This is a genomic window from Kribbia dieselivorans NBRC 106261 (assembly GCF_001552435.1).
Lineage (GTDB): Bacteria > Actinomycetota > Actinomycetes > Actinomycetales > Dermatophilaceae > Kribbia > Kribbia dieselivorans.
The window spans coordinates 1-25,233 of the sequence record NZ_BCRE01000118.1 but is presented as its reverse complement, the minus strand read 5'-3'; the positions used below and the strand labels follow the sequence as shown (position 1 = coordinate 25,233).

Annotated in this window: 20 protein-coding genes; 10 read left to right on the top strand and 10 right to left on the bottom strand. The window is 70.2% G+C overall.

Annotated elements, in window-relative coordinates; translation table 11 throughout:
• On the top strand, positions 1–1,116 hold a 1,116-nt coding region (gene ftsY / locus KD1_RS10470; RefSeq protein WP_068401602.1), incomplete at its 5' end, for a signal recognition particle-docking protein FtsY.
• 78 nt (positions 1,117–1,194) lie between these two features.
• On the opposite strand, the gene KD1_RS10465 is transcribed toward ftsY, so the two are convergent.
• Entirely contained in the window at positions 1,195–2,871 is a 1,677-nt protein-coding gene (locus KD1_RS10465) for a metallophosphoesterase family protein (protein ID WP_245627363.1), read from the bottom strand.
• Positions 2,872–2,914: 43 nt separating this feature from the next.
• On the bottom strand, positions 2,915–4,063 hold the full coding sequence (locus tag KD1_RS10460; protein ID WP_068401590.1) for a metallophosphoesterase family protein: 1,149 nt from the start codon (positions 4,061–4,063) through the stop codon (positions 2,915–2,917).
• A gap of 172 nt (positions 4,064–4,235) precedes the next feature.
• Here KD1_RS10460 and KD1_RS10455 point away from each other — a divergent pair, with 172 nt between their 5' ends.
• Positions 4,236–5,585, top strand: coding sequence for a YncE family protein (locus tag KD1_RS10455; protein WP_157073294.1), 1,350 nt, complete (start codon positions 4,236–4,238; stop codon positions 5,583–5,585).
• Between the two features lie 85 nt (positions 5,586–5,670).
• Here the strand turns inward: KD1_RS10455 and KD1_RS10450 are convergent, their stop codons facing one another.
• The 8 genes from KD1_RS10450 to KD1_RS10415 all read right to left on the bottom strand — a co-directional run bounded on the left by KD1_RS10450 (position 5,671) and on the right by KD1_RS10415 (position 20,100).
• Positions 5,671–7,500, bottom strand: a complete 1,830-nt coding sequence (locus KD1_RS10450) for a glycerophosphodiester phosphodiesterase (protein WP_068401584.1) — start codon at positions 7,498–7,500, stop codon at positions 5,671–5,673.
• A 131-nt stretch (positions 7,501–7,631) separates the two neighbouring features.
• A complete protein-coding gene (locus KD1_RS10445) occupies positions 7,632–8,585 on the bottom strand; it encodes a beta-ketoacyl-ACP synthase III (protein WP_068401579.1) in 954 nt (317 codons plus the stop codon).
• A 79-nt stretch (positions 8,586–8,664) separates the two neighbouring features.
• Positions 8,665–11,727, bottom strand: a complete 3,063-nt coding sequence (locus KD1_RS10440; RefSeq protein WP_068401577.1) for an AAA family ATPase — start codon at positions 11,725–11,727, stop codon at positions 8,665–8,667.
• The gene (locus tag KD1_RS10435) at positions 11,727–12,941 is read right to left on the bottom strand and encodes an exonuclease SbcCD subunit D (RefSeq protein ID WP_068401575.1); all 1,215 of its coding nucleotides are present in this window, start codon (positions 12,939–12,941) and stop codon (positions 11,727–11,729) included. Before KD1_RS10435 ends, KD1_RS10440 begins: the two co-directional genes overlap by 1 nt.
• Positions 12,942–13,007: 66 nt before the next feature.
• Entirely contained in the window at positions 13,008–13,289 is a 282-nt protein-coding gene (locus KD1_RS10430; RefSeq protein ID WP_068401573.1) for a hypothetical protein, read from the bottom strand.
• A gap of 236 nt (positions 13,290–13,525) precedes the next feature.
• On the bottom strand, positions 13,526–15,211 hold the full coding sequence (locus KD1_RS10425; RefSeq protein ID WP_245627362.1) for an ABC-F family ATP-binding cassette domain-containing protein: 1,686 nt from the start codon (positions 15,209–15,211) through the stop codon (positions 13,526–13,528).
• 140 nt (positions 15,212–15,351) lie between these two features.
• Positions 15,352–15,930, bottom strand: a complete 579-nt coding sequence (locus KD1_RS10420) for a peroxidase-related enzyme (protein ID WP_068401571.1) — start codon at positions 15,928–15,930, stop codon at positions 15,352–15,354.
• Positions 15,931–16,044: 114 nt separating this feature from the next.
• On the bottom strand, positions 16,045–20,100 hold the full coding sequence (locus KD1_RS10415; protein ID WP_068401569.1) for an FtsK/SpoIIIE domain-containing protein: 4,056 nt from the start codon (positions 20,098–20,100) through the stop codon (positions 16,045–16,047).
• A gap of 265 nt (positions 20,101–20,365) precedes the next feature.
• Between KD1_RS10415 and KD1_RS10410 the strand changes: the two genes are divergently transcribed.
• The 8 genes from KD1_RS10410 to KD1_RS17185 form a co-directional block, all read left to right on the top strand.
• On the top strand, positions 20,366–21,595 hold the full coding sequence (locus tag KD1_RS10410; RefSeq protein WP_068401566.1) for a TadA family conjugal transfer-associated ATPase: 1,230 nt from the start codon (positions 20,366–20,368) through the stop codon (positions 21,593–21,595).
• A complete protein-coding gene (locus tag KD1_RS10405; protein ID WP_068401563.1) occupies positions 21,592–22,458 on the top strand; it encodes a type II secretion system F family protein in 867 nt (288 codons plus the stop codon). The genes KD1_RS10410 and KD1_RS10405 overlap by 4 nt, the downstream gene beginning before the upstream one ends.
• Positions 22,455–23,402 carry a type II secretion system F family protein gene (locus KD1_RS10400; RefSeq protein ID WP_068401560.1) on the top strand — a complete coding sequence of 316 codons (948 nt, stop codon included), beginning with the start codon at positions 22,455–22,457 and terminating at the stop codon, positions 23,400–23,402. The genes KD1_RS10405 and KD1_RS10400 overlap by 4 nt, the downstream gene beginning before the upstream one ends.
• Before the next feature lie 43 nt (positions 23,403–23,445).
• A complete protein-coding gene (locus KD1_RS10395; protein ID WP_068401557.1) occupies positions 23,446–23,649 on the top strand; it encodes a hypothetical protein in 204 nt (67 codons plus the stop codon).
• A gap of 70 nt (positions 23,650–23,719) precedes the next feature.
• Entirely contained in the window at positions 23,720–24,073 is a 354-nt protein-coding gene (locus tag KD1_RS10390) for a TadE family protein (RefSeq protein ID WP_281177614.1), read from the top strand.
• A complete protein-coding gene (locus KD1_RS10385) occupies positions 24,070–24,510 on the top strand; it encodes a pilus assembly protein TadE (RefSeq protein WP_068401555.1) in 441 nt (146 codons plus the stop codon). Before KD1_RS10390 ends, KD1_RS10385 begins: the two co-directional genes overlap by 4 nt.
• A gap of 1 nt (position 24,511) precedes the next feature.
• Positions 24,512–24,979 (top strand): pilus assembly protein TadG-related protein, encoded by a 468-nt coding sequence (locus KD1_RS10380; protein ID WP_068401551.1) that lies wholly within the window; start codon positions 24,512–24,514, stop codon positions 24,977–24,979.
• Between the two features lie 60 nt (positions 24,980–25,039).
• Positions 25,040–25,233 (top strand): type II toxin-antitoxin system RelE/ParE family toxin (locus KD1_RS17185; protein ID WP_217995863.1); only part of this gene is annotated, 194 nt, incomplete at its 3' end.

The following is a 25,233-nucleotide window of genomic DNA, read 5'->3' as shown; positions in this document are numbered from 1 at the left end:
CACGCCGGTCCGGTGGCGCCCGCGGAGGCACCGCCGGCCGAACCAGTCACGCCGGATGCGACCGTGCACGCCCCCACCCAGGACACCGTCGCCGACGCGGAGGCGGCGGTCGCCGCCGGCACCGCTCCCGAGGCGCCGACCGAGCCTGAGACCCTGCCGGAGGTCGCCCCTGCACCGCCGGTCGAGACTCCGACCGCGCCGGCGGACCGGATGCGCAATCTGCGCTCCCGCCTGTCGCGTTCGAACAGCGCCATCGGCAAGGGCCTGCTCGCCCTGTTGTCCGCGGGCAAGCTCTCGGAGGAGGACTGGGAGGACGTCGAGGACACGATGCTCCAGGCCGACCTCGGTCTGGCCGCGACGAACGACCTTGTCGCCTCGCTGCGCACGCACGTCGCGGTCGACGGCACCACCGACCCCGAGGTGGCGCGTGACTGGCTCTACGCCGACATGCTGCAGCTCGTCGACCCGAGCCTCGACCGCAGCCTCGCCGCCGGTCGGCAGGAGGGCCGCCCGTCGGTGATCCTCGTCGTCGGCGTCAACGGCACCGGCAAGACCACCACCGTCGGCAAGCTGGCGCGCGTGCTCGTGGCCAACGACCGTGACGTCGTCCTCGGCGCCGCGGACACGTTCCGGGCCGCGGCCGCCGACCAGCTCGAGACGTGGGGCGCTCGCGTCGGCGTGCCGGTCGTGCGCTCCGACAAGGACGGCGCCGACCCGGCCGCGGTCGCGTTCGACGCCGTCAAGACCGGGATCGAGATGGAGGCCGACGTCGTCATCATCGACACGGCCGGGCGCCTGCACAACAAGGTCGGTCTCATGGACGAGCTGGCCAAGGTCAAGCGCGTCATCGAGAAGCAGTCGCCCATCGATGAGGTGCTGCTCGTGCTGGACGCCACGACCGGGCAGAACGGCATGCAGCAGGCCAAGGTGTTCAGCGAGGCCGTCGACGTCACCGGCATCGTGTTGACCAAGCTCGATGGCACCGCCAAGGGTGGCATCGTCGTCGCGGTGCAGCGTGAGCTCGGTGTGCCGGTCAAACTCGTCGGGCTGGGCGAGGGCCCGGACGATCTGGCCCCCTTCGTGCCGGAGGCATTCGTCGACGCCATCGTCGACTGAGCTCCGGCTGGCTCCACCGAAACGACACGGCGCCCGCCACACGAGGTGTGTGGCGGGCGCCGTGGTGTGCGCGTCAGGTCACTTCACGAACGGGTTCGGGATGGTGACGTCGCGGATCTCGGAGTTGACGGTGTTGTTCGCACCCGGGCCGGCGGTCGGCCCGAAGTCGCGCGCGGTGACGACCATGCGGTCCTTGTAGGCGTCGACGGTCAGGCCGCGGTTGATGTCGCGGGTGACGACCTCGTCGATCGAGTTCGTGTTCTCGCCGCGGGCGTCCCACTCGACCTGGATGGCGAGGGTGTTGATGGCCCAGAAGCCGTCCGGGTGGCCGCCGGTGACGCGGCGCTGAACGGCCCAGTCGCCGAGTTCGGCCGGGTAGTGGGTGTGGCCGTCGAGCATGACCGCGTTCGGGTGGTCGCCCAGCATCGTGGTGAGCAGGTCGTTGAACTGGTAGTGCTCGTGGTACCACGGGATCCACGACGCGGAGTGGGTGTCGCCGAGCGGGAAGTGGGAGATGACGAGAACCTGCTTCTTCTGCTTGGTCCAGTGGTCGAGGCGCTCGTCGAACCAGCGCAGCTGCGCCTGGCTCATCGGCACGTCCGGCGGGGCGGCGGCCTCCTGGCCGAGGATGAGCACCGGCACGTCGACGTCCTTGCCCTTGAGGATGTACTCCCCGTAGACCTTGTCGCGCTGGGCGAAGTCGAGGAAGCGACCGCTGGTGACGGCGAACGGCTCTCCGGTGTAGTTCTCGTGGTTGCCGATCGCGGCGATGGTCTGCGGGGGCAGGATGCCGGCGTTGGCGGCCATGACCTTGTTGACGTCGGCCCACTGCTGCGCCCAACCGGTGGCGACGATGTCGCCGACCATGAGGAGGCCGTCGGCGTCGGGACGCGCGGCCTTGAGGTCACGCAGGGCGTGGTCGAGGTCGCCGGGCTGGCCCTGGATGTCGGAGACGACCCAGGCCGACGTCGGGGTGCCCTGAACCGCGGGCGTGGCCTTGCGCACGGCGACGGAGTCGATGGCCCAGTACCAGGAGTTGCGGTCGGCCTTGAACGCCCACGTGAACTGGACGTTCTTCGCGCCCTGGGGCACGGCGACGGTGTGCTTCTCGGTCGAGTTGATCTTCGAGCCGTCGTAATTGTCGGTCACGGTGGTCGAGTCGAAGCGCACGACCTCCTGAGCCGGGCCGCCGTCGAAGGAGGCGGTGACGACGGCGCTCTGACCGGTCCAACCGCGGTAGTGGGAGTCGAAGCTCAGTTCGACGGCGTCCATGCCCTTGACCCTGACCTGCTCGGAGGTCAGCGAGGTGGCGAAGGTGTGCGGGGCCCGGTTTCGGTCGTCGAACTCGTCGGAGTCGGCGACGGCGATGATGTCGTTGGCGCGGCCGAAGCGGAAGCGCATCTGGTCCTCGGCATCGGTCCAGAACTCGCGGGTCGTGAAGGACCAGCCGCGCCACTCCTCGACGCCGATGCCCTTCATCGATTCGTCGTTCGTCACCGACCAGCCCTTGGGGGCGGTGTGGGTGAAGCCGACGGTGCCGTCGACGATGTTGGGGTCGTCGGCGCGCTCACGCAACGCGGAGCGCAGTTCGTCGAACGACTCGCGCATCAGGACGCCGTCGGTGGCGCGGGTGTTGGCCGGGGACTGGTGGAACGTCGTGACGTTCAGGTCGGGCGCCGGGGCGGCGTGGGCCCAGACGGGGGTGAGCAGGGCCAGGGTCAGCGCGCCGGCGGCCGCGAAGGTGGTCGTACGCATGGGTTGTCCTTTTCTGTGCAGGAGTGAGGTGGGGGAGGGATGGTCAGGCGCGGAACCACGCCGGCAGCGGGGCCGGTGTGCCGGGCCGGCCGGCCGCGGAGACGTCGACACCGAGGTCCTTGGCCCACACCATGCGGGTGGTCCAGTCGCCGGACTCCTTGATCTCGAAGACGCGCGCGCCACGGCGGGTGTTCTTCGCCGCTCCGCCCATGCCGTACGTGCCGTAACCGGCGTTGGCGGTGAAGCCGAGCTTCACGCCGAAGTAGTTGCCGACGTAGTCGTTGGTGTGGTCGTGGCCGACGAAGACCCCCTCGACGTCGCCGCGGTGCTGGATCGCGGAGTACATGCCGGAGTTGAACGGACCGGGGGACTCCGGCTCGAAGCGGTCGCCGACAATCTGGTGCTTGACGGCAGCCTTGGCGTGGGCGGCGTCGGAGCGGTCCTCGGCCGAGCCGAACCACATGAAGCGGTGCTCCCACAGCGCGATGTGGATGAACATCAGCCCCGGGACACGTCGGTGGGTGCGCTTCTCGAGCTCCTGCGAGGCGGACAGGTACCAGGCGACCTGGTCGGCGCGCAGCCAGTCCCACGTCTCGTAGCCCTCGACCCTCTGGCCGGCGATCTCCTTGGGTGCGTAGCGGCCCGAGTCGAGCAGCCAGGCGGCGAAGCGCGGAGCGCCGTTGGCGTGCGCCCCGATCGGCAGGAAGGCGTTGCCGGTGCCGGTGACGTCACGCGGGCCGTCCGGGTTGACGTTGTGGTCGAACTTCTGGACGAACGCGAGCATGTCGGCCTCGTCGACACCCGTGCGTGGCGTCGAGTCCTCGTCGTGGTTGCCCCACGTGACGGCCCACGGGATGCCGGCGGCGTCGACCGGGGCGACGACGTTGTTGAGGGCCTGGTACTGCTCGACGGCGGTGCGGGGACCGCCGTTGATGTTGTCACCGACGAAGACGACGAGGTCTGGCTTCTCGGTCTGGAGGACCTTGGTGATCAACTCGATGGTGCGGACATCGGTGTTCTGGTTGTCCTGCGTGTCGTTGAACATGACGATCTTGAAGTCGCCGTTGGCGTTGAAGCGCAAGGCGGAACGGTGGTGCTGGACGGTCGAGTCGGCCTGGGCCGGAGTGGCCAGGGCGGTCGTCACAGCGGCGATGCCGCTGGCGGCCAAAAGATGGCGGCGGTTGAGATTCATGGCACAAACTCCTGGGGGGAGGGGAATCGGGCGCTCCGCACGCTAGGGGCGCGGTCGGGTGCTCCGATCGACTTCCGAGTGGCCACCGTCTGAAGCCCCGGTGAACTCTCAGGTGCCCATCAGACCGACCCCAATCGGTAAACGTAATCATTCTCAGATAGAATCTCGTCCCATGCGTCGACTCGCCTCCCCCCAACGTCTCCTGTCCACACCGACCCGCCGCCGTACCCTCGCGGGTGCGGCCGTGCTGGCCCTGGCCGGCGCGGTCGTCGGGCCGGCCCTGGCCCACGAGGACGCCCCGCGCACCGGTGAGCAGTGGCACGCCCACCACCGACTCCTCGTGTCGGACAGCAGCAACGGCGACATCGTCGTCGTCGATGACGGGGAGGTCACGGCTCGTCTCTCGACGCCGCCGGCCCCGATCAGCCTGGCCACCAACCGCGCCGGCACGGCTGCCTTCGTCATGCGCGGGCGTGACACCACCACCGACCACCTGACGATGATCGACACCGCCTACGACGCGGAGCACGGTGAGGCGACCGTGCCGTTCATCTCCCGGACCGTGGTCGACAAGTCGCCCGGCGGCGTGCACAACGGTCACCTGCCCGAGTTCGACGGCACGGTCGGCGTGGCGGAGGAGGGTGCGGGCACCGTGACCTGGATCGAACCGGACTCCTTGCCCTCGCTCTCGGGTGCCACCTCCGGTCAGTTGCGCCTCGCCGGCCCCGACCACTACACCTTCGTGCCGGTCGATCAGCCGGGCAAGGGCGACGACGAGCTGGTCGTCGGCTACGTCGGACGCGGCATCATCGCCTCCTACAACCCGACCACCGGAGCGAAGAACTGGCAGGTGAACGGGTGCCGTGGGCTGCATGGCGGCACGATCTCCGACGACCAGCGGTACGTGACGTTCGCCTGCCCCACCAAACTCGTGACGATTGACCGGGAGCAGACGTCACCCACACCGATATCGGTGCCGTACCCGGGTGAAACGCGCAGCGCCGTCTTCTCGGATGGAACCAAGGACGTCCGGTGGGGGTCCACCGAAAATGCCCACACGACGATCCAGCGCGTGGACACGTCAACCGCGCGCCCCGAGGTCAGTGACGTGCCCCTGGCCGTCGCGCCCCACTCGCCGGGCCGGGGCGCCGGCGTGGCGAAGAAGACCGTGCGGACGCTGCTGCGGCAGTCGACCACGCCCGATGGTCGGACGCTGCTCGTCCTGACCCACCAGGGGCAGCTCCAGGTCCGCGACGGCGACACCGGCGATCTGCGTTACGAGGTGGCCACCTCGCCCGCAACGCCGCTGGACTTTCACGAGCACACCGACCGGGCCGAGGCTCCCGAGGTCACGGCCACTAACGAGGCCGCCTACGCGACCGTCCCGGCCACCGGCGAGGTCGTCAAGGTCAACCTGGCCCAGCAGCAGATCGTCGAGCGGATCAAGGTCGGCGGCATGCCCACGCGGGCCGTGCTGCTGACCCACGGTGACGGGCACGAGCGGCCCGAGGACCTGCACTGACGTTCCGGGGGAAGGAACGCCCGCAGGCCCCGCCACGCGTCAGAGCGTGATGGGGCCTGCGGGTACGAACGGGCGCGCAGGTGCGTCAGCGGGCGAGCCAGGCGATCTCCTCGAGCAGCGCGTCACGCTGCTGACCGGCCGGGACGAACGCCTCGACCTTGGTGGCCAGTGCGGTCCAGTTCTCGTTGTTGACCGCAGTCATCAGCTGCTGCAGTTGGCCCGTCGTGACGGGAACGCCGGCCAGGCGCCCGCGTAGACCGGCTTGGGTCACGGTGACGCTGAAGGTCGACGTCGCCGAGGCGTCGCCCCCCTGACCGGTCACGTTGGCGACGACCTGGTGCTCGCCCAGGGTGAGGCCCGAGGCCGGGATGACGCTCTGGCTGGTCGGTCGGCCATCCAGCGTCAGCGTGATCTCGGTGGCGTCGGTGGTCGAGGCGGCCACCACGACGTCATCACCGCGTTCGACCGTGGAACCGTTGGCCGGCGACACGAAGGAGACGGTCGGAGCGGGCACCTGCTTCTGCGCGGCCTGCCACCCGACCAGGGCGCCGGGCCGGTTGGTGATGATGCCGTCGACGCCCATCTCGCTCAGGCGCTTCCAGTCGTTGGCGCCGTCGACGGTCCACACCATGACCGCGACGCCCTGGGCATTGAGGTCCTCGACGAGCGACTGGCGCGCACCGAGGGCGCCGGCCGACGGGTTGTAGGCCGCGAGGTCCAACTCGCGCACCTTGGCCATCGGGTCGGCATCCAGCGAACCGCGCAGCAGCCCACGCTTGATCTCGGGAGCGTGGGTCCGGGCATGACGCAGGACATTCTCGTCGAACGACTGCACCACGACATCGCCGGTCATGCGCTTGGCGCGGATGAGTTCGACGATCGTGCGAACCTCCTCGGAGGTCTCGGGTCCCTTGATTTCCAGCAGGAGCTGCGTGCGCTCGGCCTTGACCGTGTCGAGGAGCTCAGCGAGCGTGGGCACGCGCTGTCCGCTGAAGGCCGGGGAGAAGCGGGTGCCGTTGGGCAGGTTGGTGATCGCGGAGGCGGCCATCCGTGCCACGTCACCGGTGCCGGTGGTGGTGCGGTTCACCGTCTGGTCGTGCATGATCACCGGCACGCCGTCGGCGGAGGTGTGCACGTCGGTCTCGACGTAGGACGCACCGGACCGCGCTCCGGCCACCATCGCGGCCAACGAGTTCTCGGGGTTGACGGCCGAGTAGCCGCGGTGTGCGATGACCTCGGCCGGAGCGCCGTCGCCCTGGGTGAGCTTGAGGGGCTCGAGCTCGGTCACCTTGACGTTGTCGTAGGTCACCGTGGAGCCGTCGGCGACGAAGCCGAGAACGCCGGAATCGGTGCGGTTGATGCGGCCTTCGAGCACGAGGGCTCCGTCGAAGAACCACTTCGCACGGCTGCCCTGCACCTCGATGGCGACGTGCACGGGGCGGCCGGTGCCGGCGTTGCGCGGGGCCGAGCCGGTGAACGGCACATTCCAGCCATTGGTGGAGGTGCGCTCGGCGAACTCGATGCCGTTGCTCGCCGTGCTCGTCGTGCGCATGACGCCCTGCCACCACGGCACCGCACCGTTGGTCGGGGCGTCGAGCATGATGCCGGCCCAGCGGGAGGAGTTGGCCACCTGTTCGAAGGTGATGTCGGCCTCGACGCGGTAGTTCGTCAGGTGGGGCCCGAAGGTCAGGCGGGAGATCGAGCCGCCGTCGACGACGAGCTTTCCGTCACGGACCGACCAGGTGCCGGCGGCGGCGCGCCAGCCTTCGGGAAGGATGCCGGAGTCGAAGTTCTCGGTCAGGACCACGTCGCCGGGGGCGCCTGCGGCGCGGTCGCCGCCCAGGGCAGGGGCGAGGGCCAGAGTGATCGCGGCGGCGCAGGCAGCGGCGACGACACGGATGAAGGAGGGACGCACAGGGGTCTCCCAGGAGGTCGGCGGGGCAAGGGACCCGGGAGACGCTAGTGGGGTGATGGGTGGTCGAAAGGAAACTGCAGGAGTCGCCCAGATGAAGCCCTCGCGACCGTGGGGCAAACGCGGGCGGTCGGTCAGGGCAGGGTGACGACCTGCCCGGCCCAGGCCAATCCGCCGCCGAAGCCCAGCAGCAGGGCCTTGCCCCCGGAGGGGGCCTGGCCGGCGTGGACCAGCTTCGACAGGGCCATGGGGACACTGGCCGCGGAGGTGTTGCCGGACTCGGTGACATCGGTGGCCACGACCGCGTTGTCCTTCAGCCCGAGGCTGCGAGCGATCGGTTCGATGATCCGCAGATTGGCCTGGTGCAGCACGACCGCGTCGAGGTCGCTCGGTTCGATGCCGGCGCGTTCGCACACCTGGCGGGCGACCTTGGGGATCACCGTCGTGGTCCAGCGGAACACCGACTGGCCCTCTTGGGCGAAGGCCCCCTCCTGGGCGCGGATGCGGACCGCGTTCGACAATTCGGGCTGCGAGCCCCACACGACGGGGCCGATCTCCTGGGAGTCGCAGGCTTCGATAATCGCCGCGCCGGCGCCGTCGCCGAGGAGCACGGCCGTGCTGCGGTCGTCCCAGTCGGTGAAGTCGGACATCTTCTCGGCACCGATGACCAGGGCCCGGCGAGCCGAGCCCGCGCGCACCGCGTGGTCGGCCAGCGCGAGCGCGTGGGTGAAGCCGGAGCAGGCCACGTTGACGTCCATGACTGCGGGGGAGTTCGGCAGACCGAGGGCTTGGGCGACCTCGGCCGCGGTGTTCGGGATCCGGTCCTGGGCGGTGCACGTCGCAACGATGACCATGTCGATCGTGGCCGGGTCCACACCGCTCTCGTCGAGGGCCATCCGCGCGGCGCCGGTCGCCAGATCGGCCAGCGGTTCGTCGGCCACCCACCGCGAACGGATGCCGACCCGTCGCCGGATCCACTCGTCGGAGGTCTCGATGCGCTCGGCCAGCGCATCGTTGGTCACGACCTCGCCGGACTGGCGGTGTCCAGTGGCGAGGATGCGGGAACCGGCGGCGGGGGAGGAGGTCATGCCTGCCATCCTGACGGGGCGCGAACGATACCACAACGTGACCCTCTGGTAACCGTCCAGTGGGTGGATGCCCGCTCAGTCAGTCGATCGTCGTCGTCAGTGTGGACGTGCCGTCGCGGCGGCGAGTGATGTTGATCTGCTCGGCGACGCGCTGCTTGAGTTCGGTCACGTGGCTGACGATCCCCACCCGGCGACCGCCATCGCGGAGGCGGTCCAGCTCGGTCATCACGAGGTCGAGGCTGCCGGAGTCCAGTGTGCCGAAGCCCTCGTCGATGAACAGGGTCCGCAGTTCGATGCCACCGGCTTCGGCGGTCACCGCGTCGGCCAGGCCCAGGGCCAGGGAGAGCGAGGCGAGGAACGTCTCGCCGCCGGACAGGGTCGCCGGATCGCGGGTCACATCCGCGGAGTAGTGGTCGATGACCTCCAGCCCCAGGCCACGCAACTGGCCACGGCCCTCCCGGGCATCGGTCCGGCGCAGGCTGAAACGGCCCGAGGTCATGACCGAGAGTCGCTGGTTGGCCAGATCGACGACCTCCTCGTAGCGCCGCAGCAACACGAAGGTCGGCAGCGTCATCTGCCGCTCCCCCTCCTTGCCCGAGGTGAGTGCGGCCATGCGCAGCGCCGGGTCGGCCTCGGCCCGTGCTTGGGCCAACGTGGCCGCGGCACCATTGGCTGTCGTGCGTGCGGCGTCCGCGGCCGCGTGGGTGGCCGACGCCATCGCCGCCGATTTCTCGGCCGCCGACCTGGCGTGGTCGGCGGTGCGCCAGAGTTCCTCGGCCGCGGTCGGGTCTGCGACTTCATCGCCGGTCAGCGTGGCCAGACGCTCCTCGGCCAGCAGGGCGTGGACGCGGGCCACCGCCTCGTGGTGGCGTGAGATGGTCTCACTCAGTCGCACCAGTTCCGCCGGGGCAACGCGGGCGGCGAGCGCGGTCTCGGCATCGGCAAACCCGTGTTCGGCGAGGATTTCGTCCTGCTCGGTCTCGCGAGTGCCGAACTCAAGCCGCGCGCGGGCGACCCCGTCTGCAGCCGTGGCCAAGGACTCTGCGGCGTCGACGCGATCCCGGATCGCCGCACGTCGAGCGGCGACGGATTCGTGGTCACCGCAGGCCTGCGTGACGGTGCGACGCACCTGCTCCAGTTCGCGACTCCGGTCGGTGAGGTGGGCGCTCGCTGTGGCCAGCTCCTCGCGATCACGGGCGAGGGTGTCGCGCAGGGCAGCGGTGGCGGCGTCGTGGCGGGCCACCTCCTCGGCGAGGGCGTCGGCCTCGGTCTGAGCGGCGGCGGCGGAGTCTCGCTCGGCGGTGCGGGCGAGCAACGTCGCCTCGGCGCTGGTCGCGTCCAATTCGCACGCGGCGGCACGAGCCTCGTCCAGTTCCCGGGTGATGGCCTCCGTTCGGGCCTCCGCCTGCGTCAGCGCCTCTCGTGCCCGGGTGAGGGCGTCGGCGAGCCGGTCGACTTCCTCACGATCGACGTGATCGGGGGTCGGCAGGCTCGGCTCCGGGTGCGTGGTCGAACCGCACACACTGCACGGTTGCCCGTCGACGAGTTCCCGGGCCAAGGTGCCCGACAGCCCATCGAGCCAGACCGAACGGGCCTGATCGTGCTGGGCCTGGGCCGTGGCAACGGACTCGCGGCGGGTGCGCTCCGTCTGGTGAGCCGCCTCCAACCGGGACATCAGGGCCGTCGCCCGGACGGCGTGATCGCGGACGGTGGCTGCTGCGGTCACCTGCTGTTCGGCCGTCAGCAGACCCTGACCGCGAGTCCTGGCGTCCTGTTGGCGTGCCAGCAGGGCCGCGCGCTCGTCGTGGCGGGTGCGCAGCGCATCATCGGACTGCTCGACCTGCGCAGACAACCGATCCTGGTCGGTGCGCAGACGCGCGATCTCCGACTCGAGGCGCGGTAGTCGGGCCTCGGCGTCGGCGGCCTCCGTCAGGGCGGCGTCTTCGGCGTGGCCGACCACGACGTGCTCCCGGAACCCATGGGCCGTCACCTCGGTCCACAACCGTGGGTCATCGATCTCAACGAGGGAGGCATGCGGACCGCGACCGACCTCATCGACCAGGGTCTGCGCCTGCTGCAGCGCGTTCGTGAGGGCGTGGCCGGCGCGACGGGCAGCCTCGATGCCGCGGGACGCCTGCGCGGCCCGTTCGCCGGCGTCACGGCGGGTGGTGGCCGCATCGATGTCGTCGGCCCGGGCGGTGAGCTCCTCGTGTTCGGCGGTCAGGGAGCGCCACTCCGCGAGGCGCTGGGCCAGATCTCGGGCCACGTCGAGGGCGGCCCTCGCGGCAGCAGCGCGGTCGGCCGTGGCGAGTTGTGCCTCCTCGGCCTCCTTGGCGAGGTGGGCCAAGGACGTGACACGTTCGTCGAGCAGCGGCGGGAGGAGTACGGCGGACCGATCGTGGCGGGCCGCGGCGAGAATGGAATCCCGGTGGTCGTCGGCGGCCGGGTCCGAGGCCAGCCCAACCGGCCACGCCGCCGTGAGGAAGCTCTGCGCTCGCGTGGTCAGTTCCGTGGTGGCTGCCGCGACCGAGTTCTCGTGTTCGGCAGCCAGCTCCTTGAGGTGCTGCTGAAGGCGGGCGTAGATCTCCGTGCCGAAGATGTCCTGCAACAGGTCCCGGCGCGCCTCCGGTTTGGCACGCAGGAAGGTGGCGAACTGACCCTGCGGGAGGACCACGGTCTGGGTGAACTGTTCACGGGTCAACCCCAGTGCGTCACGCAGTTCGATGTTCGCGTCCTGGATGTGGCTGTCGAGCGGGCTGCCCACGTCGTCGGCTGGATCGTTCAGACGCCAGAGGGCGATCTTGGCCTTCTCGGTGGTGAAGCCTTTCCCACGCAACTTGCGCCGCTGGTGCTCCGGCACGCGATGGACTCGGTAGATGCCCCGACCTGTGGTGACCACGAGATCGACGAATGGCGTGTCGCCGTCGCGCAGGTGGGTCGAGACGATGCGGGCCTTGCTCGAGCCCGCGCCGGCCACGTCGCCGTAGAGGGCGAACACGACCGCGTCGATGATCGTCGACTTGCCGGCGCCGGTCGGGCCCTCCAGGAGGAAGAGGCCGCCGGCGCCGAGCGCGTCGAAATCGATCGAATGCCGGTCCGGAAATGGGCCGATGCCCTGGAACGTCAGCGAGTGCAACTGCATCAGGCGCTGCGCTCCTCGCGCATCATGCGCTCGTAGGCGCGGCGCAGGACCTTGCGCTCGGCGTCGGCCGGCGGAGCGTTGCGCATCTGGCTGACGAACTCGGCAACCACGTCGAGGGGGTCGAGCGCAGCGGCGGCGACTCCCGACACCGCGGCCAGACCGCCGTCATGCTCGAACTGGATGGTGAGGGCGTGGGGGAAGGCCTCCTTGATCTGGCCAACCAGCCCATCCGGCCGGGTCTGCCCGGTGACCACCACCCGTGTCCAGTCGTCGTGCTGACCGTCGAAGCCGCGTCCGAGCACCTCCTCGAGAGTGCCGCGGACCTCGGACAGCCGTCGCGTCACGGGCGCGGCCACGAGTTCGGTGGTCACGGCACCGGTCTGATCGTCGATGTCGACGATCGCGGAGGTCTTGTGGTGGTTCACCTCGCTGAACGAGAAGGCCAGCGGCGAGCCCGAGTACCGCATGACCGGGCCCGGGCCATCAGGCGCACCCACCCGCTGCGGACCGTGCAGGTGGCCCAACGCGACGTAGTCGAGCAGATCGGGCTCGGGCGCGAACACGCCGGAGGGAATCGAGTCGACGCCGCCGACGCGGATGTCGGTCTCGGACTCGCTGGCCAGGCCACCGACGACGAAGGCGTGAGCCATCGCCACCGCCGGCACCCGTCGAGTCGAATGGGCGCGCCGGTTGGTCAGGTCGCGGCTGACGCGGCGCATGGCGGCCGTCATGACCGCCTCGTGAGAGCGCACCAGGCGAACCCGCTGGCCGTCCTCGTCCCGCTGGTCGGAGAGGGTGTCACGCACCATGTCCGGCTCGAGATACGGCAGGGCGTACACGTACAGCCCCTCGCCGCCTCGGACATTCGGCACGGTGATGGGCCGGCCGACAGCCTCGGCGCGGGTGCGCACATGCAACCGGTCCTTGTACAGGTCGGCGCCGAACCCCAGCCGAGGGGCGGAGTCGTGATTGCCCGAGGTGACGATGACCGGTGCCTTCTCGGTCAGTCGCCGCAGCGCCTCGTTGAGCTGGTTAACCGCGGTGATGGGTGGCTGCGCCCGGTCGTAGACGTCCCCGGCCACGAGGACGGCATCGACCTGCTGGTCGTCAGCCAAGTCGACCAGGTAGTCGAGGAACGCCTGGTGGGCAGCGCTGAGGTCGACGCCGTGCAGGCTGCGCCCGAGGTGCCAGTCCGAGGTGTGGAGGATCCGCATGTTTCGAACCTAGGGGAGGCCTCCGACAACGTTCCGTCACGGCGGCGGCGAGCCGCGCGATCGCAGCTACGCGGTGGGTTCGCCCGCCTCGGAGCCCGCGGTTGACGGCTTCTCCCGGAACCGCTGCTGGGCTCCCTGCTTCGTCAATCCGTAGATCGCCCCGATCTTGGACCAGGACATCCCGTCGTGCCGGGCCTGCAGCACCGTGGCGTACTCCAGTGCCTCGGCAGCCTCACGCAGGGCGCGTGCGGCCGCGAGCCGCTCCTTCGCGCCGGCGGCCTGGTCGAACTCGCCCAGGGAGCCATCCACGTCACCACGGCGTGCCTGGATGGGATTGACCTTGCTCATGGCCCAGATCTTATGGCGGCAACAGGTGGTTGACGAAGTCGTCAAGGCGTGGTTGACTCGTGTCAATCGTTCATTGACACGAAGGAGGTGCTGACATGGCCAAGAAGTCGAAGAAGGACAAGAAGGACAAGAAGGACAAGAAGTCCAAGAAGAAGTCCAAGAGGAAGTAACTCCGTCGATGACGAGATGGGCGCTGCGGGCACTGCCGCGGCGCCCATCTCCATGTCCGCCACCGCTCACTCCGGCAGATGCAGCGTCTCGCCGACCCAGTCCTCGCGCAGCCAGCGATCGTGGCTGGCCACGATGACCGCCCCCGGGTATTCGGGCAGCGACAGTTCCAACTCCGAGACGAGCAGCAACGACAGATGATTGGTCGGCTCGTCCAGCAGCAGCACCCGCGGCGGATCGGCGAGCACGACGGCCAGATCCAGCCGCCGCCGTTGCCCCACGCTGAGCGATCCCACCGGCCGGTCGAGATCGCGCCCGGCGATGAGCCCGAACGTCGAGATCGGCACCTGCTCGGCCAGATCCGCCCCGACGGCCTTCTCGTAGGCCGCCCGCACCGACATGGCGGAGTCTCGTGCCACCGGCTCCTGCCGCAACAACCCCACGCTCAGCGATCCCGCCCGGGTGACCGCACCGCGATCCGGCTCGAGGTCACCGGTCACCACGGCCAGGAGCGTCGATTTGCCGGACCCGTTGGCGCCAGTGACGAGCAGTCGGTCGCGCGCGCCCAGGTCGAGCGTCGTCGGCGCCAACCGACCCTCGACCGCGACCTGCGTGGCGGTCAGGACCGGTCCGGGAGCGGCCACCGGCCGGGAGCCATCGCCCCACCCTCGAAACCGCAGCCGCGCCGGGGGCTTGCGCACCTGGTCCTGCTCGAGCCGCTCCAACGCGTTCGCGGCATCGTTGACCCGCCGTGAGACGACCTTGGCGTTGCGGTCGGAGTAGAACTTCTTGCTGATCCGCGATTCGGAGCGCGGTTCGCGCCCGACATGCCCGACGGTGTGGCTGTCGCGCACCTGCCCCCGTAGCCGCGCCAGCTCCTCCTGCTCGTCCCGGAATCGGCGTACCCACCGCTCCCGCTCGTCACGGCGATGCTGCAGATAGTCGGTGTAGCTGCCGGTGAACCGGGTCAACCCGAATCCCGACCCGGGCGAATCGAGGTCGTGACGCACGGCGGCGTGGGGGAGCGCCGATGGGTCCAGATCGAGGAGCGTCGTCGCGACGTCGTCGAGGAAGGCCCGGTCGTGCGAGGCGACCAGCACCGGCCCGGACCAGCCGCGCAGCAAGTCGACGAGCGTGGCCGTGGCGGCGTCGTCGAGATGGTTCGTCGGCTCGTCGAGCAACAGCGTGTCGGGGGAGCGCAGCATGAGCCAGGCCAACGAGAGGCGCGAGATCTGGCCGCCGGAGAGCTCGGCCACACGGCGCTCCCGGTCGATGTGCGCCAGCCCGAAACCGCCGACGACCTGGTCGATGCGGTGGTCGAGGTCCCACGCGTGGTGCTGCTCGGCGGCCTCGATCGCGGCCTGCAGACGATCGGCGGCGCCGCCATCACCGTCGGCCAGGGCCTGCCCCTCCTGTTCGACCAGGGTCGCGAGGGCGCGGACCGGCTCGGTCGCGTCGTCGAGCACCTCGGCGAGGGTCAGGTCGAGCCCGAACGGCGGCTCCTGATGGAACAACCCGACGCTGCCCGGCGCCGTGACCCGCCCGGCATCGGGGGACTCCAGCCCAGCGGCGATCCGCAACAGCGTCGACTTGCCCGAGCCGTTCTCACCGATGAGACACGCGATCTCACCCGCCGAGACCGTCACCGAGACGTCGGTGAGCACCCGACGATCCGGGAAGGACTTCGAGATGCCGTCGAGGCGCAGGTGGTCGGCGCGCGACAGGGTGGTGCGGGGAAGGGGCAATGAATTCACGGGTCTCCTGGATGGCGGTGGGCCGCAGCCACGGTCGGGCACGGCGGGTCGGCATCAGGAGTTCCACATGAGCGTCAGGATAGGTGACGCGGTCGGGCCGGGGCAAAGGACTTTCTCTCGGCCCGACCGTCGCCGATGGCTCAGCGGGCCTGCGAGTGGTACTCCACGTTGGGCACCAGACCCATAGCCGAGGAGATGCGGTTGGTCATGTTGAACATGCCGATGACCTGGATCGCCTCGACGATCTGGTGGTCGTCGAGGTCGACGTCGCGCAGCGGTTCGAGGTCGGCCTCGGTGATGGAGGCCGGGTCCACGGTGAGGCGCTCGGCGAACTCGGCGAGCGCGGCCTCCTTCTCGGTGAGGTTGGCCTGGCGCCAGTTGACCCCGACGAGGTCGGCTGTGATCGGGTCCTCGCTGTACATCCGCAGTGCCGCGCCGTGCGAGACGGCGCAGTAGGTGCACTGGTTGATGCCGCTGACGACCACGGCGAGGAGTTCACGCTCGGCGTTGGTCAGGTGGCCGGGCTTGTTGACCAGCAGGTTGAAGTAGTTCCACCACGCCTGGAACTGCTCGCCGTTGTAGGCCTGCGCGACGAAGACGTTGGGGATGAAGCCGAAGGCCTCCTTCGACTTGTCCCACAGGCGCTGGACGCCTTCGGGCACATCCTCGCGCGCAGGGAGGGGGAAGTTCGAGATCTGGGTCTGGGCGTCGGTGCTCATGCGGATCACCGTAGGGCCAGCCATCGGTCCGGCGCCATGGTCTGCGGTGGGCGGTCGTGGAGTCTCGATGAGCGGTCATTCACGCGGGCGACCCGGCGCCTGGCGTGTGGGGCGTCACCATCCGGAGACGGCCGCGCGGCGGGCTCGAGCCGGCGCGGCGTGCGCGACCTGGACGCCGAGTGAGGCGCCTCGCGCGATGACGTACCCGCGTCCGGAGCGTCGTTCCATCGGGTCGACACGGACGCCGAACGGTTCGCCGTCGATCGGACTCCCGGGACACAGCAACACGCCGGCTTGGGCCCGCGCGATGCGTGGCGGCAACCCGCGAAACGACGTGGCCAGCGCCGAGGTCGAGACGGCCAGCGCCATGACGCCCCCGGTGTGATCGAGACGCTCATCATGGGCGACCAGCACCTCCTCGACATCCGTGCCGGTCAACCGGTCGGCGTCATCGACGAGGACCAGCCCGCCGGGGTTGTCGCTCAGCCACGCCCGCAGACGTTCACCGTCGCCGGGCAGGAATCCGGTCAGGTCATGCTCGTGATCCGGAGGATGCGGGGTGACCAGCGCCACCGCGCTCCCGGCTGCCCTGGCTGACCGGCCCAGCGTGATCAGCGTCGTGCTGCGCCCGCTGCTGCTGGGGCCGGAGATGAGCCAGCGCCGCCCCAGGTCAGCCGGGTCAAGCGTGATCGGCTCGGCGCTGTCGCCACCCACGCCGATCACCCAACCGGGAGCGCCGTGCCGACCCGGCGGCCTCAGGGCACCCCACGACACCTCCGGCGGCAGGGGCACCACACCGATCGGTGGCTCGGGCGGGCGGGTCGTGGTGGGCGGCACGCTCGGCTCCACGCTGCGGGCGAACTGGACCAGCGCACCGTCACCGACCCGCACGGCCCGACCGAACGGAGCTCCGTCGAGGGCGGATCGTGGCACCCCAGCCAAGACCAGATCGCTCGCATCGGCCATCGGCAGCACATAGCGTTCCGGCGCGAACGACGACAGCCGCCCGAGCAGGAGGGATCGCGACCCGCTCAGGACGACGCGCACGCCCACACTCGCCCCGGACCGCAGCACGTCGATGAGCAGGTCGGTCAACGATGCTCCGGCCGGGTCAGCGGCAGTACCGGCGACGGCATCCGCGTCGACGATGACAACGAGGGTGGGGTCCCCCTCGGCACATCCGCGATCGCGTCGGGCCCGAACCAGCGCCGCCAACCGCGTCAGCAGTCGCTTCGTCGTCCAGATGTCAGCGGGGTCGACCACCGATCCCACGTGTCCGGCATCGCGTATCCACGCTGGCAGCGTCATGACCGAGGCGAGATGAAGGTGCACGCGTGACGGCGAATGCGCGGCGAGCACCTGCCCGATCAACGCGGTGATCGCGTCATCACGGGCGGCAACGTCGGAGCCGATGACAGCGATGTGCCCACCCTCGGGTCGCCATTCCAACGGGGCCCAACGGCGCTCCCGCGGTTCGTCGACCAGCCCCCAGGCCACGCCGCCCGACGCCGCGCTCGGCAGTTCGTCGGTGCCCACCGACATCGGCAGCGGCGGGTGCCAGACCGCGGGTGCGGACTCTTCACCGGACAGCACGGCAGCCTCGTTGATCAATCGAACCAGCCGGGTGATGTCCGTGACCTCGCCCGCTGGCCGCTCGGGTTCCCGTTCGCCCACCCGCCAGACGACCGGGGCGGCCTCCTGGCCCGCCGCAGCCGCGCTGACGCGGGCGGTCTGGAACGGCACGACCTCCCCCGAGTCGGCGCACATCACGGCCCGGCCCGGCAGCGCGGCCGGGATGTGGGCGGCATCGGGAGCGTCGATGGCGTGCCGGCTGTCACCGACATCCTGCGTGCGCAGGGCGATCCGCAGCGACGCGTTGGCCGCGATGTCGGCAGAGACGATGCCGGCGGGTCGCTGGGTGGCCAGTACGAGATGGATGCCCAGGCTGCGGCCGACGGTGGCCAGCCGCACCAGCCCCTCGAGGACCTCGGGCAACTCCTCGGCGAGCACGCGGTACTCGTCGACGAGGACGACCAGGCGCGCCAGCCGATCCGCGGGCAACCCCCGAAGGTCGCCGAAGCTGCGTGCCCCAGCAGCAGCGAGCACCTCCTCACGCCGACGGACCTCCGCCTGCAGGGCCGCGAGGGCGCGCTGCGCGGCGCCGGCATCGAGGTCGGTCACCAAACCGACGCAGTGCGGTAGCCCCGCCAACTCGGCGAACGTCGCGCCACCCTTGAAGTCGGCCAGGAACACCTGCAGCCGGCTCGGGGGCTCGGCCGCAGCCAGAGCCAGCACCCACGACTGCAGCAGCTCGGACTTTCCCGAACCCGTCGTCCCGGCCACGAGGGCATGCGGGCCCAGACGCGCGAGATCGAGCAGGACGGGTCCACGCTCACCGATTCCCACCGGCAGGGTCGTCCCGTCGTGGGCCCACCATTTGGTGATCGATTCCGGACCAGTGCACGAGTTGCCGTGATCGGCCCAGAGATCGACCAGGGAGAGCGATCTCGGCAGCGCACGGGCCGCGCCGGGGGTGGCGTCACGCAGTGGGGCCAGGGCTCGGCCGACCCGCTCGGCCCACCACCCGCCCACACCATCGATCACGAGATCACGCGGGTCGTCGTCTCCGTCGCGGCGCAGCCGCCCGGCGGTGGCATCGGCAACCTCCACCACCGCCCGGCACTCGTGCGGCAAGGCCTCGAGCGCCTCGGCCGCCGCGATGATGCAGATCCCATGGCTCGGCCCCCGCGCGAGAAGGTCCTTCCATTGCGGCCGCTCGCGCAGCTGCGCACAGTCATCCGCGACGACGAGAAGTCGGGGCGATTGCGCGCCGCCGGCCGCGCGACGCTCCAACTCCTGCAGGGGGTCGACCTCGGCAGCGAGGCGATGGGGGAGCCAGTCGCTCCAACGACGCTCCGTCGCGCCGCCCCTCGCGGTCGCGTCGGCCGGGGTCACGAGCACATCGTTGGGGGAGTGCAGCACGCCGACCTGGCCGAGGAGGTACCGCAGGTGGGCGCGGACGGCCTCCGGCGGGCCGGCGACGCCCAGGACCCCCGTGGCGGGCAGATCGATGGTGACCGGGGTCAGCCTCAGGTCGGGGTGTCGGCGCTCGCCGCCGGACGTCACGGCATGCCGGCTGGGCACCGTGCCCACCCCGACGCGCAGCTGGAGGAACACGGGTGAATCCGCGCTCCGCGACCACAGCGGCGTCAAGCGGTTCTCGGCGATCTCGATCAGCGCCGATGGGTCAGGGTGGAGAAGCTCCACCACCCGCCGCTCCGCGTCGAGCAGGGCGGACATCTCCCGGCGGGCATCGTCGAGCGCCCGACCATGGGTGGCGCGGTTGCGGCGCTCCTCGCGTCGCCGCTGAACCACGTCGACGGCCATGTTCCCCAGCGCCATCGCCGGCCCGAACAGGCCGAAGAGGAGCATCGCGGGGCCCAGGAACCAGGCCATGAGGGCGCTGATCGGCAGCGGAATGAGCAGCATGGCCCACGGTACGGACACGCCACGTCCGAGGGTCGCCGCCGCTGGCACGTCGACCACGCGCGGGCGCGGGAGCGCGGTGTCCATCGGGGAGCGGTGCACGGCCAGGTGACCATGGCCGTCACCACGATGAACGGCCGGCTCCCATCGGGGCCCGGACCTCAGGGCCACGACGGTCGTGCCCAGCCGGATCAACGCGTCCGGGGCCAGATCGCACGAGTCGATGACCGGATCGCCGTTGACCTCGACCGGGTTGACGGCCGCACCGACGTCGAGCGAGACGCCGTCGCCCGACAGCGTCAACGTGGCGTGGTGGCGCGACAGGTGCGGGTCGTCGATCCGGACATCGACGGCCCCCCGCCCAATGGTGGTGGTACCCCACGCGAGCGGATGCACCCGGCCCGCGTCCGGTCCGGCCACCACCGCGACCTCGACAGGCGGACCGGCGGGGGAGGGCCGACCCAGCCGCTGCGAGACGAGGGTGCAGCCGTGCACCAGCGGGGCGTGCCCGACCCGCAGGTCGTCGAGGTCAGACTCGTCGCAGTAGAGCGACTGACCGGTTTCGATGTGGCCCGCCTCGGCCAGCGCCTCGACGATCTCGGAGCCCCGTGTGCCGGCCTCGCAGCGCAGCGTCAGCCCCACCGGGCGCTCCGGGTCGGCGACGAGAGTGAACCTCAACTGCATGGCTCGAACGCTAGGGGGATCCGTCGGTCGCGTGCGTTGTGTTGTCCACAGGGTCCTGACAGCCGGGGTTCACCAAGCGTTCATGACCTCCTCACCTGCGCGCTACCTACTCAGCAGGCGAAACCTCGGTGACCGCGGGAGGATGCTCACGGGCGTAAGCGCCTGTGGATAACCTGCGAGGCCGTCTCGGCGGCTGGTCTAGGTTGCTGCACGTCAAGGGCTGGGGTCGCCGGAAACGGCAAAGACACGACGAGGGGGAGCGAAGATGCAGGCGCTCGGCACGATCGAGGACGAGGTCCGGGAACTGATCCGGCGCAGCGGCGTCGACCCCGTCACCGACCCCCAGCAGGTCCACGCGCTCGTGGTGGACGCGGTGGCCGACTACGGCGACCGCGCGCTGCACGGCTCCCTGCCGACGCTGGGGGATCCGGCGCTCGCGGTCAAGGCCGTCATGGACGCGGTGGCCGGTTTTGGTCCGCTGCAGAAGTACTTCGACGATCCGCATGTCGAGGAGATCTGGATCAATTCACCCTCGGCCGTGTTCGTGGCTCGCCACGGTGCCGCTGAGTTGACGAACACGATCCTCACGGCGCAGCAGGTCCGCGACCTCGTCGAACGGATGCTCAAGGTCTCCGGCCGACGCATCGACCTGTCGTCACCGTTCGTCGACGCGGTGCTGGCCGACGGCAGCCGCCTGCACGTCACCATCCCGGACATCGCGCGGGAGCACTGGCTGGTCAACATCCGCAAGTTCATCGCCAAGGCGAACCACCTCAGCGACCTTGTCGACCTCGGGACCTTGACTCCGCAGGCCGGTCGATTCCTCGAGGCAGCCGTGGCCGCGGGGCTGAACGTGTTGGTCGCCGGCGGAACTCAGGCCGGCAAGACGACGCTCCTCAACTGCTTGGCTGCCGCCATCCCGGGCACGGAGCGGGTCGTCACCTGTGAAGAGGTGTTCGAACTCAAGCTGCCCCTGAGGGATGTCGCGGCCATGCAATGTCGCCAGCCCAACCTCGAAGGTGCCGGCGAGGTCCCGCTGCGTCGGCTCGTCAAGGAGGCCTTGCGCATGCGACCCTCGCGCATCATCGTCGGTGAGGTGCGCCAGGCCGAGAGCCTTGACCTGCTCATCGCGCTCAACTCTGGCTTGCCGGGCATGTGCACGATTCACGCGAACAGTGCCCGTGAGGCCGTCACCAAGATGTGCACCCTGCCGCTGTTGGCCGGGGAGAACGTCGGGGCACGCTTCGTGGTGCCGACCGTCGCCTCGTCGATCGACGTGGTCGTCCATACGGCGCTGGAGTCGGACGGCACGCGCCGGGTCCGCGAGATCGTGGCGCTTCCGGGTCGGGTCGAGGGAGATGTCGTCGAGATCGCCGACCTGTTCGTCCAACGCGGCGGCCGACTCGTCCGGGCCGACGGGTTCCCGCCCCACCTGGACCGATTCGAGCGGATCGGGTGCGACATCGTGTCCCTGCTCGGGCAGTCGGCGGCATGACCGGGCTGTTCCTCGGAGCGCTCCTGGGCACCGGTCTGTTCCTGGTGTGGTGGGCCTGCTGGGTGCAACCGGAGGTGCCGCGGGTGGGGTCACGCGGACGCATGCTCGATGCGCTGCGTGACGAGATCGCCCAGGCCGGGATGACCGGGGCCACACCCACCGGAGTCCTGACGGTCAGCGTCGTTCTCTTCGCCGTGGTCTTCCTCGGCTTCGTTGCCACCGTCAAGGTCGTCCCCATCGCGGCGTGCTTCGGGCTGATCGCCGCCGGCCTGCCCATCGTCATCATTCGCGGTCGCGCCAGGCACCGGCGCCATGTGCTCCGCGACCTCTGGCCGGACGCGGTCGACAACATCAGTTCGGCCGTGCGGGCCGGCTTGGCACTGCCTGAGGCGCTGGCCCAACTCGGGGTGCGTGGTCCGGTCGAACTGCGGCCCGCGTTCATCGCGTTCGGCGAGGACTACCGGGCGACCGGCCGGTTCCACGACTGCCTCGACCGGCTCAAGGAACGACTCTCCGACCCGGTGGCCGATCGCCTCATCGAGTCACTGCGCGTCGCCCGCGAGGTCGGCGGCACCGACCTCGGCAGTCTGCTGCGCACCCTCTCCAGCTTCCTTCGGGAGGACGCGCGCACCCGGGCCGAACTCGAGACCCGACAGGCCTGGACGGTCAACGCGGCCCGACTGGCGGTGGCGGCCCCGTGGATCGTGCTCGCCATGATGACGACGAGGCCCGACTCGATGGCCGCGTACGGCACGGTCACCGGAGTGCTCGTGCTCGCCATCGGCGGTGCGCTGACCGTGGTCGCGTACCAACTCATGCTGCGCATCGGTCGACTGTCCGAGGACGAGCGGGTCCTTCGATGAATCTCCCGCTGCTCTCGACCCACTGGTTCACGGGGCTGCTGCTGGGCGGACTCCTCGCCACCGGGCTGCTCCTCATCCTCCGCGGCGTGCCCTGGACACGTCGGATCACGCTGGCCGATCGCCTCGACCCCTACCTCCAGGACACCCCACGACCCTCCGGCCTGCTCACCGCCCACCGTCGTGAGGCGACGGGCCTGGCCGCCGCCGTGGCCCCGGTGATCACCGACCTCGCGCGCTGGGTCGAGCGGATCATGGGCGGAGCGTCGTCCGTGCGGCGGCGGCAGGAGCGCGCCGGTCTCGCGGCGGACGTCGATTCCTTCCGCGCCGAGCAGGTGCTCTGGGGGCTGGCCGGAGGAGCGATCGGTCTGATCGTCGGCCTCGTCGCCGTCGTGGGTCGCGGTGAGTCGGTCGTCATTGCACTCCTGATGACCGGGATCGGCATCGGGACCGGTGTCGCCGGCCGTGACTGGTACCTGAGCCACCAGGCCTCCGAGCGGGAGAGCCGCATGCTCGCGGAGTTCCCCACGGTGGCTGAGCTTCTCGCCCTGGCGGTCGCGGCCGGGGAGGGCGCCGTCGGCGCGCTCGACCGGGTCACCCGCCTCTCGCACGGCGAACTGTCGGGTGAACTCGCCCGCTGCTTGGCCGACGCCCGCGCCGGCGCGTCCCTCCCGGTGGCCTTGCAGGGACTGGCCGACCGCACCGGATTGGTCAGTCTGTCCCGATTCGTCGACGGCATGGTCGTCGCCGTCGAGCGCGGGACGCCGCTGGCCGACGTCCTGCGTGCCCAGGCGCAGGACGTGCGCGAGGAAGGCCGCCGACGCGTCATGGAGGAGGCCGGTCAGAAGGAGATCCTCATGATGATCCCGGTCGTCTTCATCATCCTTCCCGTCACGATCCTCTTCCTCGTCTTTCCCGGTTTCCAGATGCTCCGATTCACCCTCTGACGGCCGCCACCCGGTGTCCGCGACGACAAGAAAGGCACGACCGATGTACCACCTCATCCGCGTCCGCAACCGCCTCGCCGCCGCCCTGGACGCTCGCCTCTCCGGCGACCGCGAACGTGGCGACGTCCCCGGCTGGGTCCTGATCACCCTGATGACCGCCGGGCTGGTGACGATGCTCTGGGTCGTCGCCGACACCCAGCTCAAGTCGATGTTCACCGATGCCCTCTCGGGCGTGACCGGACCCTGATCCGGTCGTGCGCACAGCCAGGAGCGGACCCGCGGAGCGGTTCCACCACGGTCGGGATGACGGAGCGGCCGTGACCGACTTCGTCATGGTCGTTGGGCTGCTCATGTTCGTGTTCCTGGCCGTGCTCCAACTCGGTTTCGCGCTGCACGTGCGCAACACCTTGGTCTCGTGTGCCTCCGAGGGGGCTCGCTACGGCGCTCGAGCGGACTCCACACCCGCGCAGGGCACGGCTCGGGCCCGCGACCTCATCACGCGCTCGGTGAGCTCGGCCTACGCCGACAACATCAGCGCCTGGACGGAGACGACCTCCGGCGGAGTCGATGTCGTGGTCGTGCGTGTCCGGGCGCCGATTCCGGCCATCGGGCTCATCGGCGTCGGGGACCGCATCGACGTCACTGGCCGGGCCTATCTGGAGGGCACGTGAAGGCAACCCAACATTCCCGGGGCGGCGAGGACGGCTCGGTGGTGGTCGAGTTCGTCTTCCTCGGGCTCCTCCTCCTGATCCCCTTGACGTATCTCGTGCTGATGTTCGCGCGTCTGCAGGCGGGTACCTATGCGGTGACGCACGCCGCCCGGGAATCCGGTCGGGTGTTCATCGCCGCCTCCAGCCCGTCGGCCGAGGGTGCTGCGCGGGCTGCGGCCGAACTTGCCTTCGAGGATCAGGGATTCGGCGGCCAGGGCACGCTGACCATCTCCTGCGCCAGCCTGCCCTGTCTGCAACCCCAGAACCGCATCACCACCACGGCGCGGGTCCACGTGCCCTTGCCATTCATCCCCGCCGTGGCTCGTGACGTCATCCCGCTGGAAGTGCCGGTCAGCGCCGAGCACGTCACCGTCACCGATCAGTATCGGCGGTACTGACATGGCCGCCCACGACCCGGAGCATCGCCCGCACGAGCAGGGTCAGATCTCCGTCTTCATCCTCGGGCTGGCCGTGATCGCCGCGGTCGTCGCGTTCGGGGCTGCCGCGGTGACCTCGGCGCACATCTCGCGGATGCAACTCCTCGACGCCGCCGATGCTGCCGCGCTCGATGCCGCGGATGCGGGCGCCGAGGCTGCCTACGGCGAGGGCTTGGGTCGGGCATTGCCGTTGAGCGACGCCGTGGTGGTGCAGACGGCGAACACCTACCTCGCCGGACGCACCCGTCCCGCCCGGATGCGCGAATGGGGTGTGGCGCCGGGCACCGGGGCGCCCGATGGTGCAACCGCAGTCGTGCGCCTCACCGGGGTCGCTGAGCTCCCCTTCGTCGGTGGCATGCTCGACGGGCTCGGCGGCACCGTGACCATCACGGTCGAATCCCGGGCGCGCACCGTCATCGCCGGCCCGTGACCTCCCACGTCGAACGCGTCCAATAACAACGCTGTTATGATGAGAAGGTCTTGGACAGTCATGGATCACCCTGAGGCCAGGAGGGAGTATGACGCCCTGGATGCCAGGGACGCCGTTGCCGTGGACAACGCCGTCGCGAAACTGACGTTGTCTGGACCGCGCCTCGCGTACCCGCACAGCAGCAGCGTGCGTGGCGCGAACAAGCTCCGCGAACTGCGTCCGCGCGGGGGCAGAAGCGTCATCAGGCCGCTCTA

Excerpts from the sequence above, each read along its gene's own strand:
- KD1_RS10465 (WP_245627363.1), bottom strand. The coding sequence starts at position 2,871 with ATGCGTACGACCACCTTCGCGGCCGCCGGCGCGCTGACCCTGGCCCTG.
- KD1_RS10460 (WP_068401590.1), bottom strand. The coding sequence starts at position 4,063 with ATGAATCTCAACCGCCGCCATCTTTTGGCCGCCAGCGGCATCGCCGCT.
- KD1_RS10455 (WP_157073294.1), top strand. The coding sequence starts at position 4,236 with ATGCGTCGACTCGCCTCCCCCCAACGTCTCCTGTCCACACCGACCCGC.
- KD1_RS10445 (WP_068401579.1), bottom strand. The coding sequence starts at position 8,585 with ATGACCTCCTCCCCCGCCGCCGGTTCCCGCATCCTCGCCACTGGACAC.
- KD1_RS10440 (WP_068401577.1), bottom strand. The coding sequence starts at position 11,727 with ATGCAGTTGCACTCGCTGACGTTCCAGGGCATCGGCCCATTTCCGGAC.
- KD1_RS10435 (WP_068401575.1), bottom strand. The coding sequence starts at position 12,941 with ATGCGGATCCTCCACACCTCGGACTGGCACCTCGGGCGCAGCCTGCAC.
- KD1_RS10430 (WP_068401573.1), bottom strand. The coding sequence starts at position 13,289 with ATGAGCAAGGTCAATCCCATCCAGGCACGCCGTGGTGACGTGGATGGC.
- KD1_RS10420 (WP_068401571.1), bottom strand. The coding sequence starts at position 15,930 with ATGAGCACCGACGCCCAGACCCAGATCTCGAACTTCCCCCTCCCTGCG.
- KD1_RS10415 (WP_068401569.1), bottom strand. The coding sequence starts at position 20,100 with ATGCAGTTGAGGTTCACTCTCGTCGCCGACCCGGAGCGCCCGGTGGGG.
- KD1_RS10410 (WP_068401566.1), top strand. The coding sequence starts at position 20,366 with ATGCAGGCGCTCGGCACGATCGAGGACGAGGTCCGGGAACTGATCCGG.
- KD1_RS10405 (WP_068401563.1), top strand. The coding sequence starts at position 21,592 with ATGACCGGGCTGTTCCTCGGAGCGCTCCTGGGCACCGGTCTGTTCCTG.
- KD1_RS10400 (WP_068401560.1), top strand. The coding sequence starts at position 22,455 with ATGAATCTCCCGCTGCTCTCGACCCACTGGTTCACGGGGCTGCTGCTG.
- KD1_RS10395 (WP_068401557.1), top strand. The coding sequence starts at position 23,446 with ATGTACCACCTCATCCGCGTCCGCAACCGCCTCGCCGCCGCCCTGGAC.
- KD1_RS10380 (WP_068401551.1), top strand. The coding sequence starts at position 24,512 with ATGGCCGCCCACGACCCGGAGCATCGCCCGCACGAGCAGGGTCAGATC.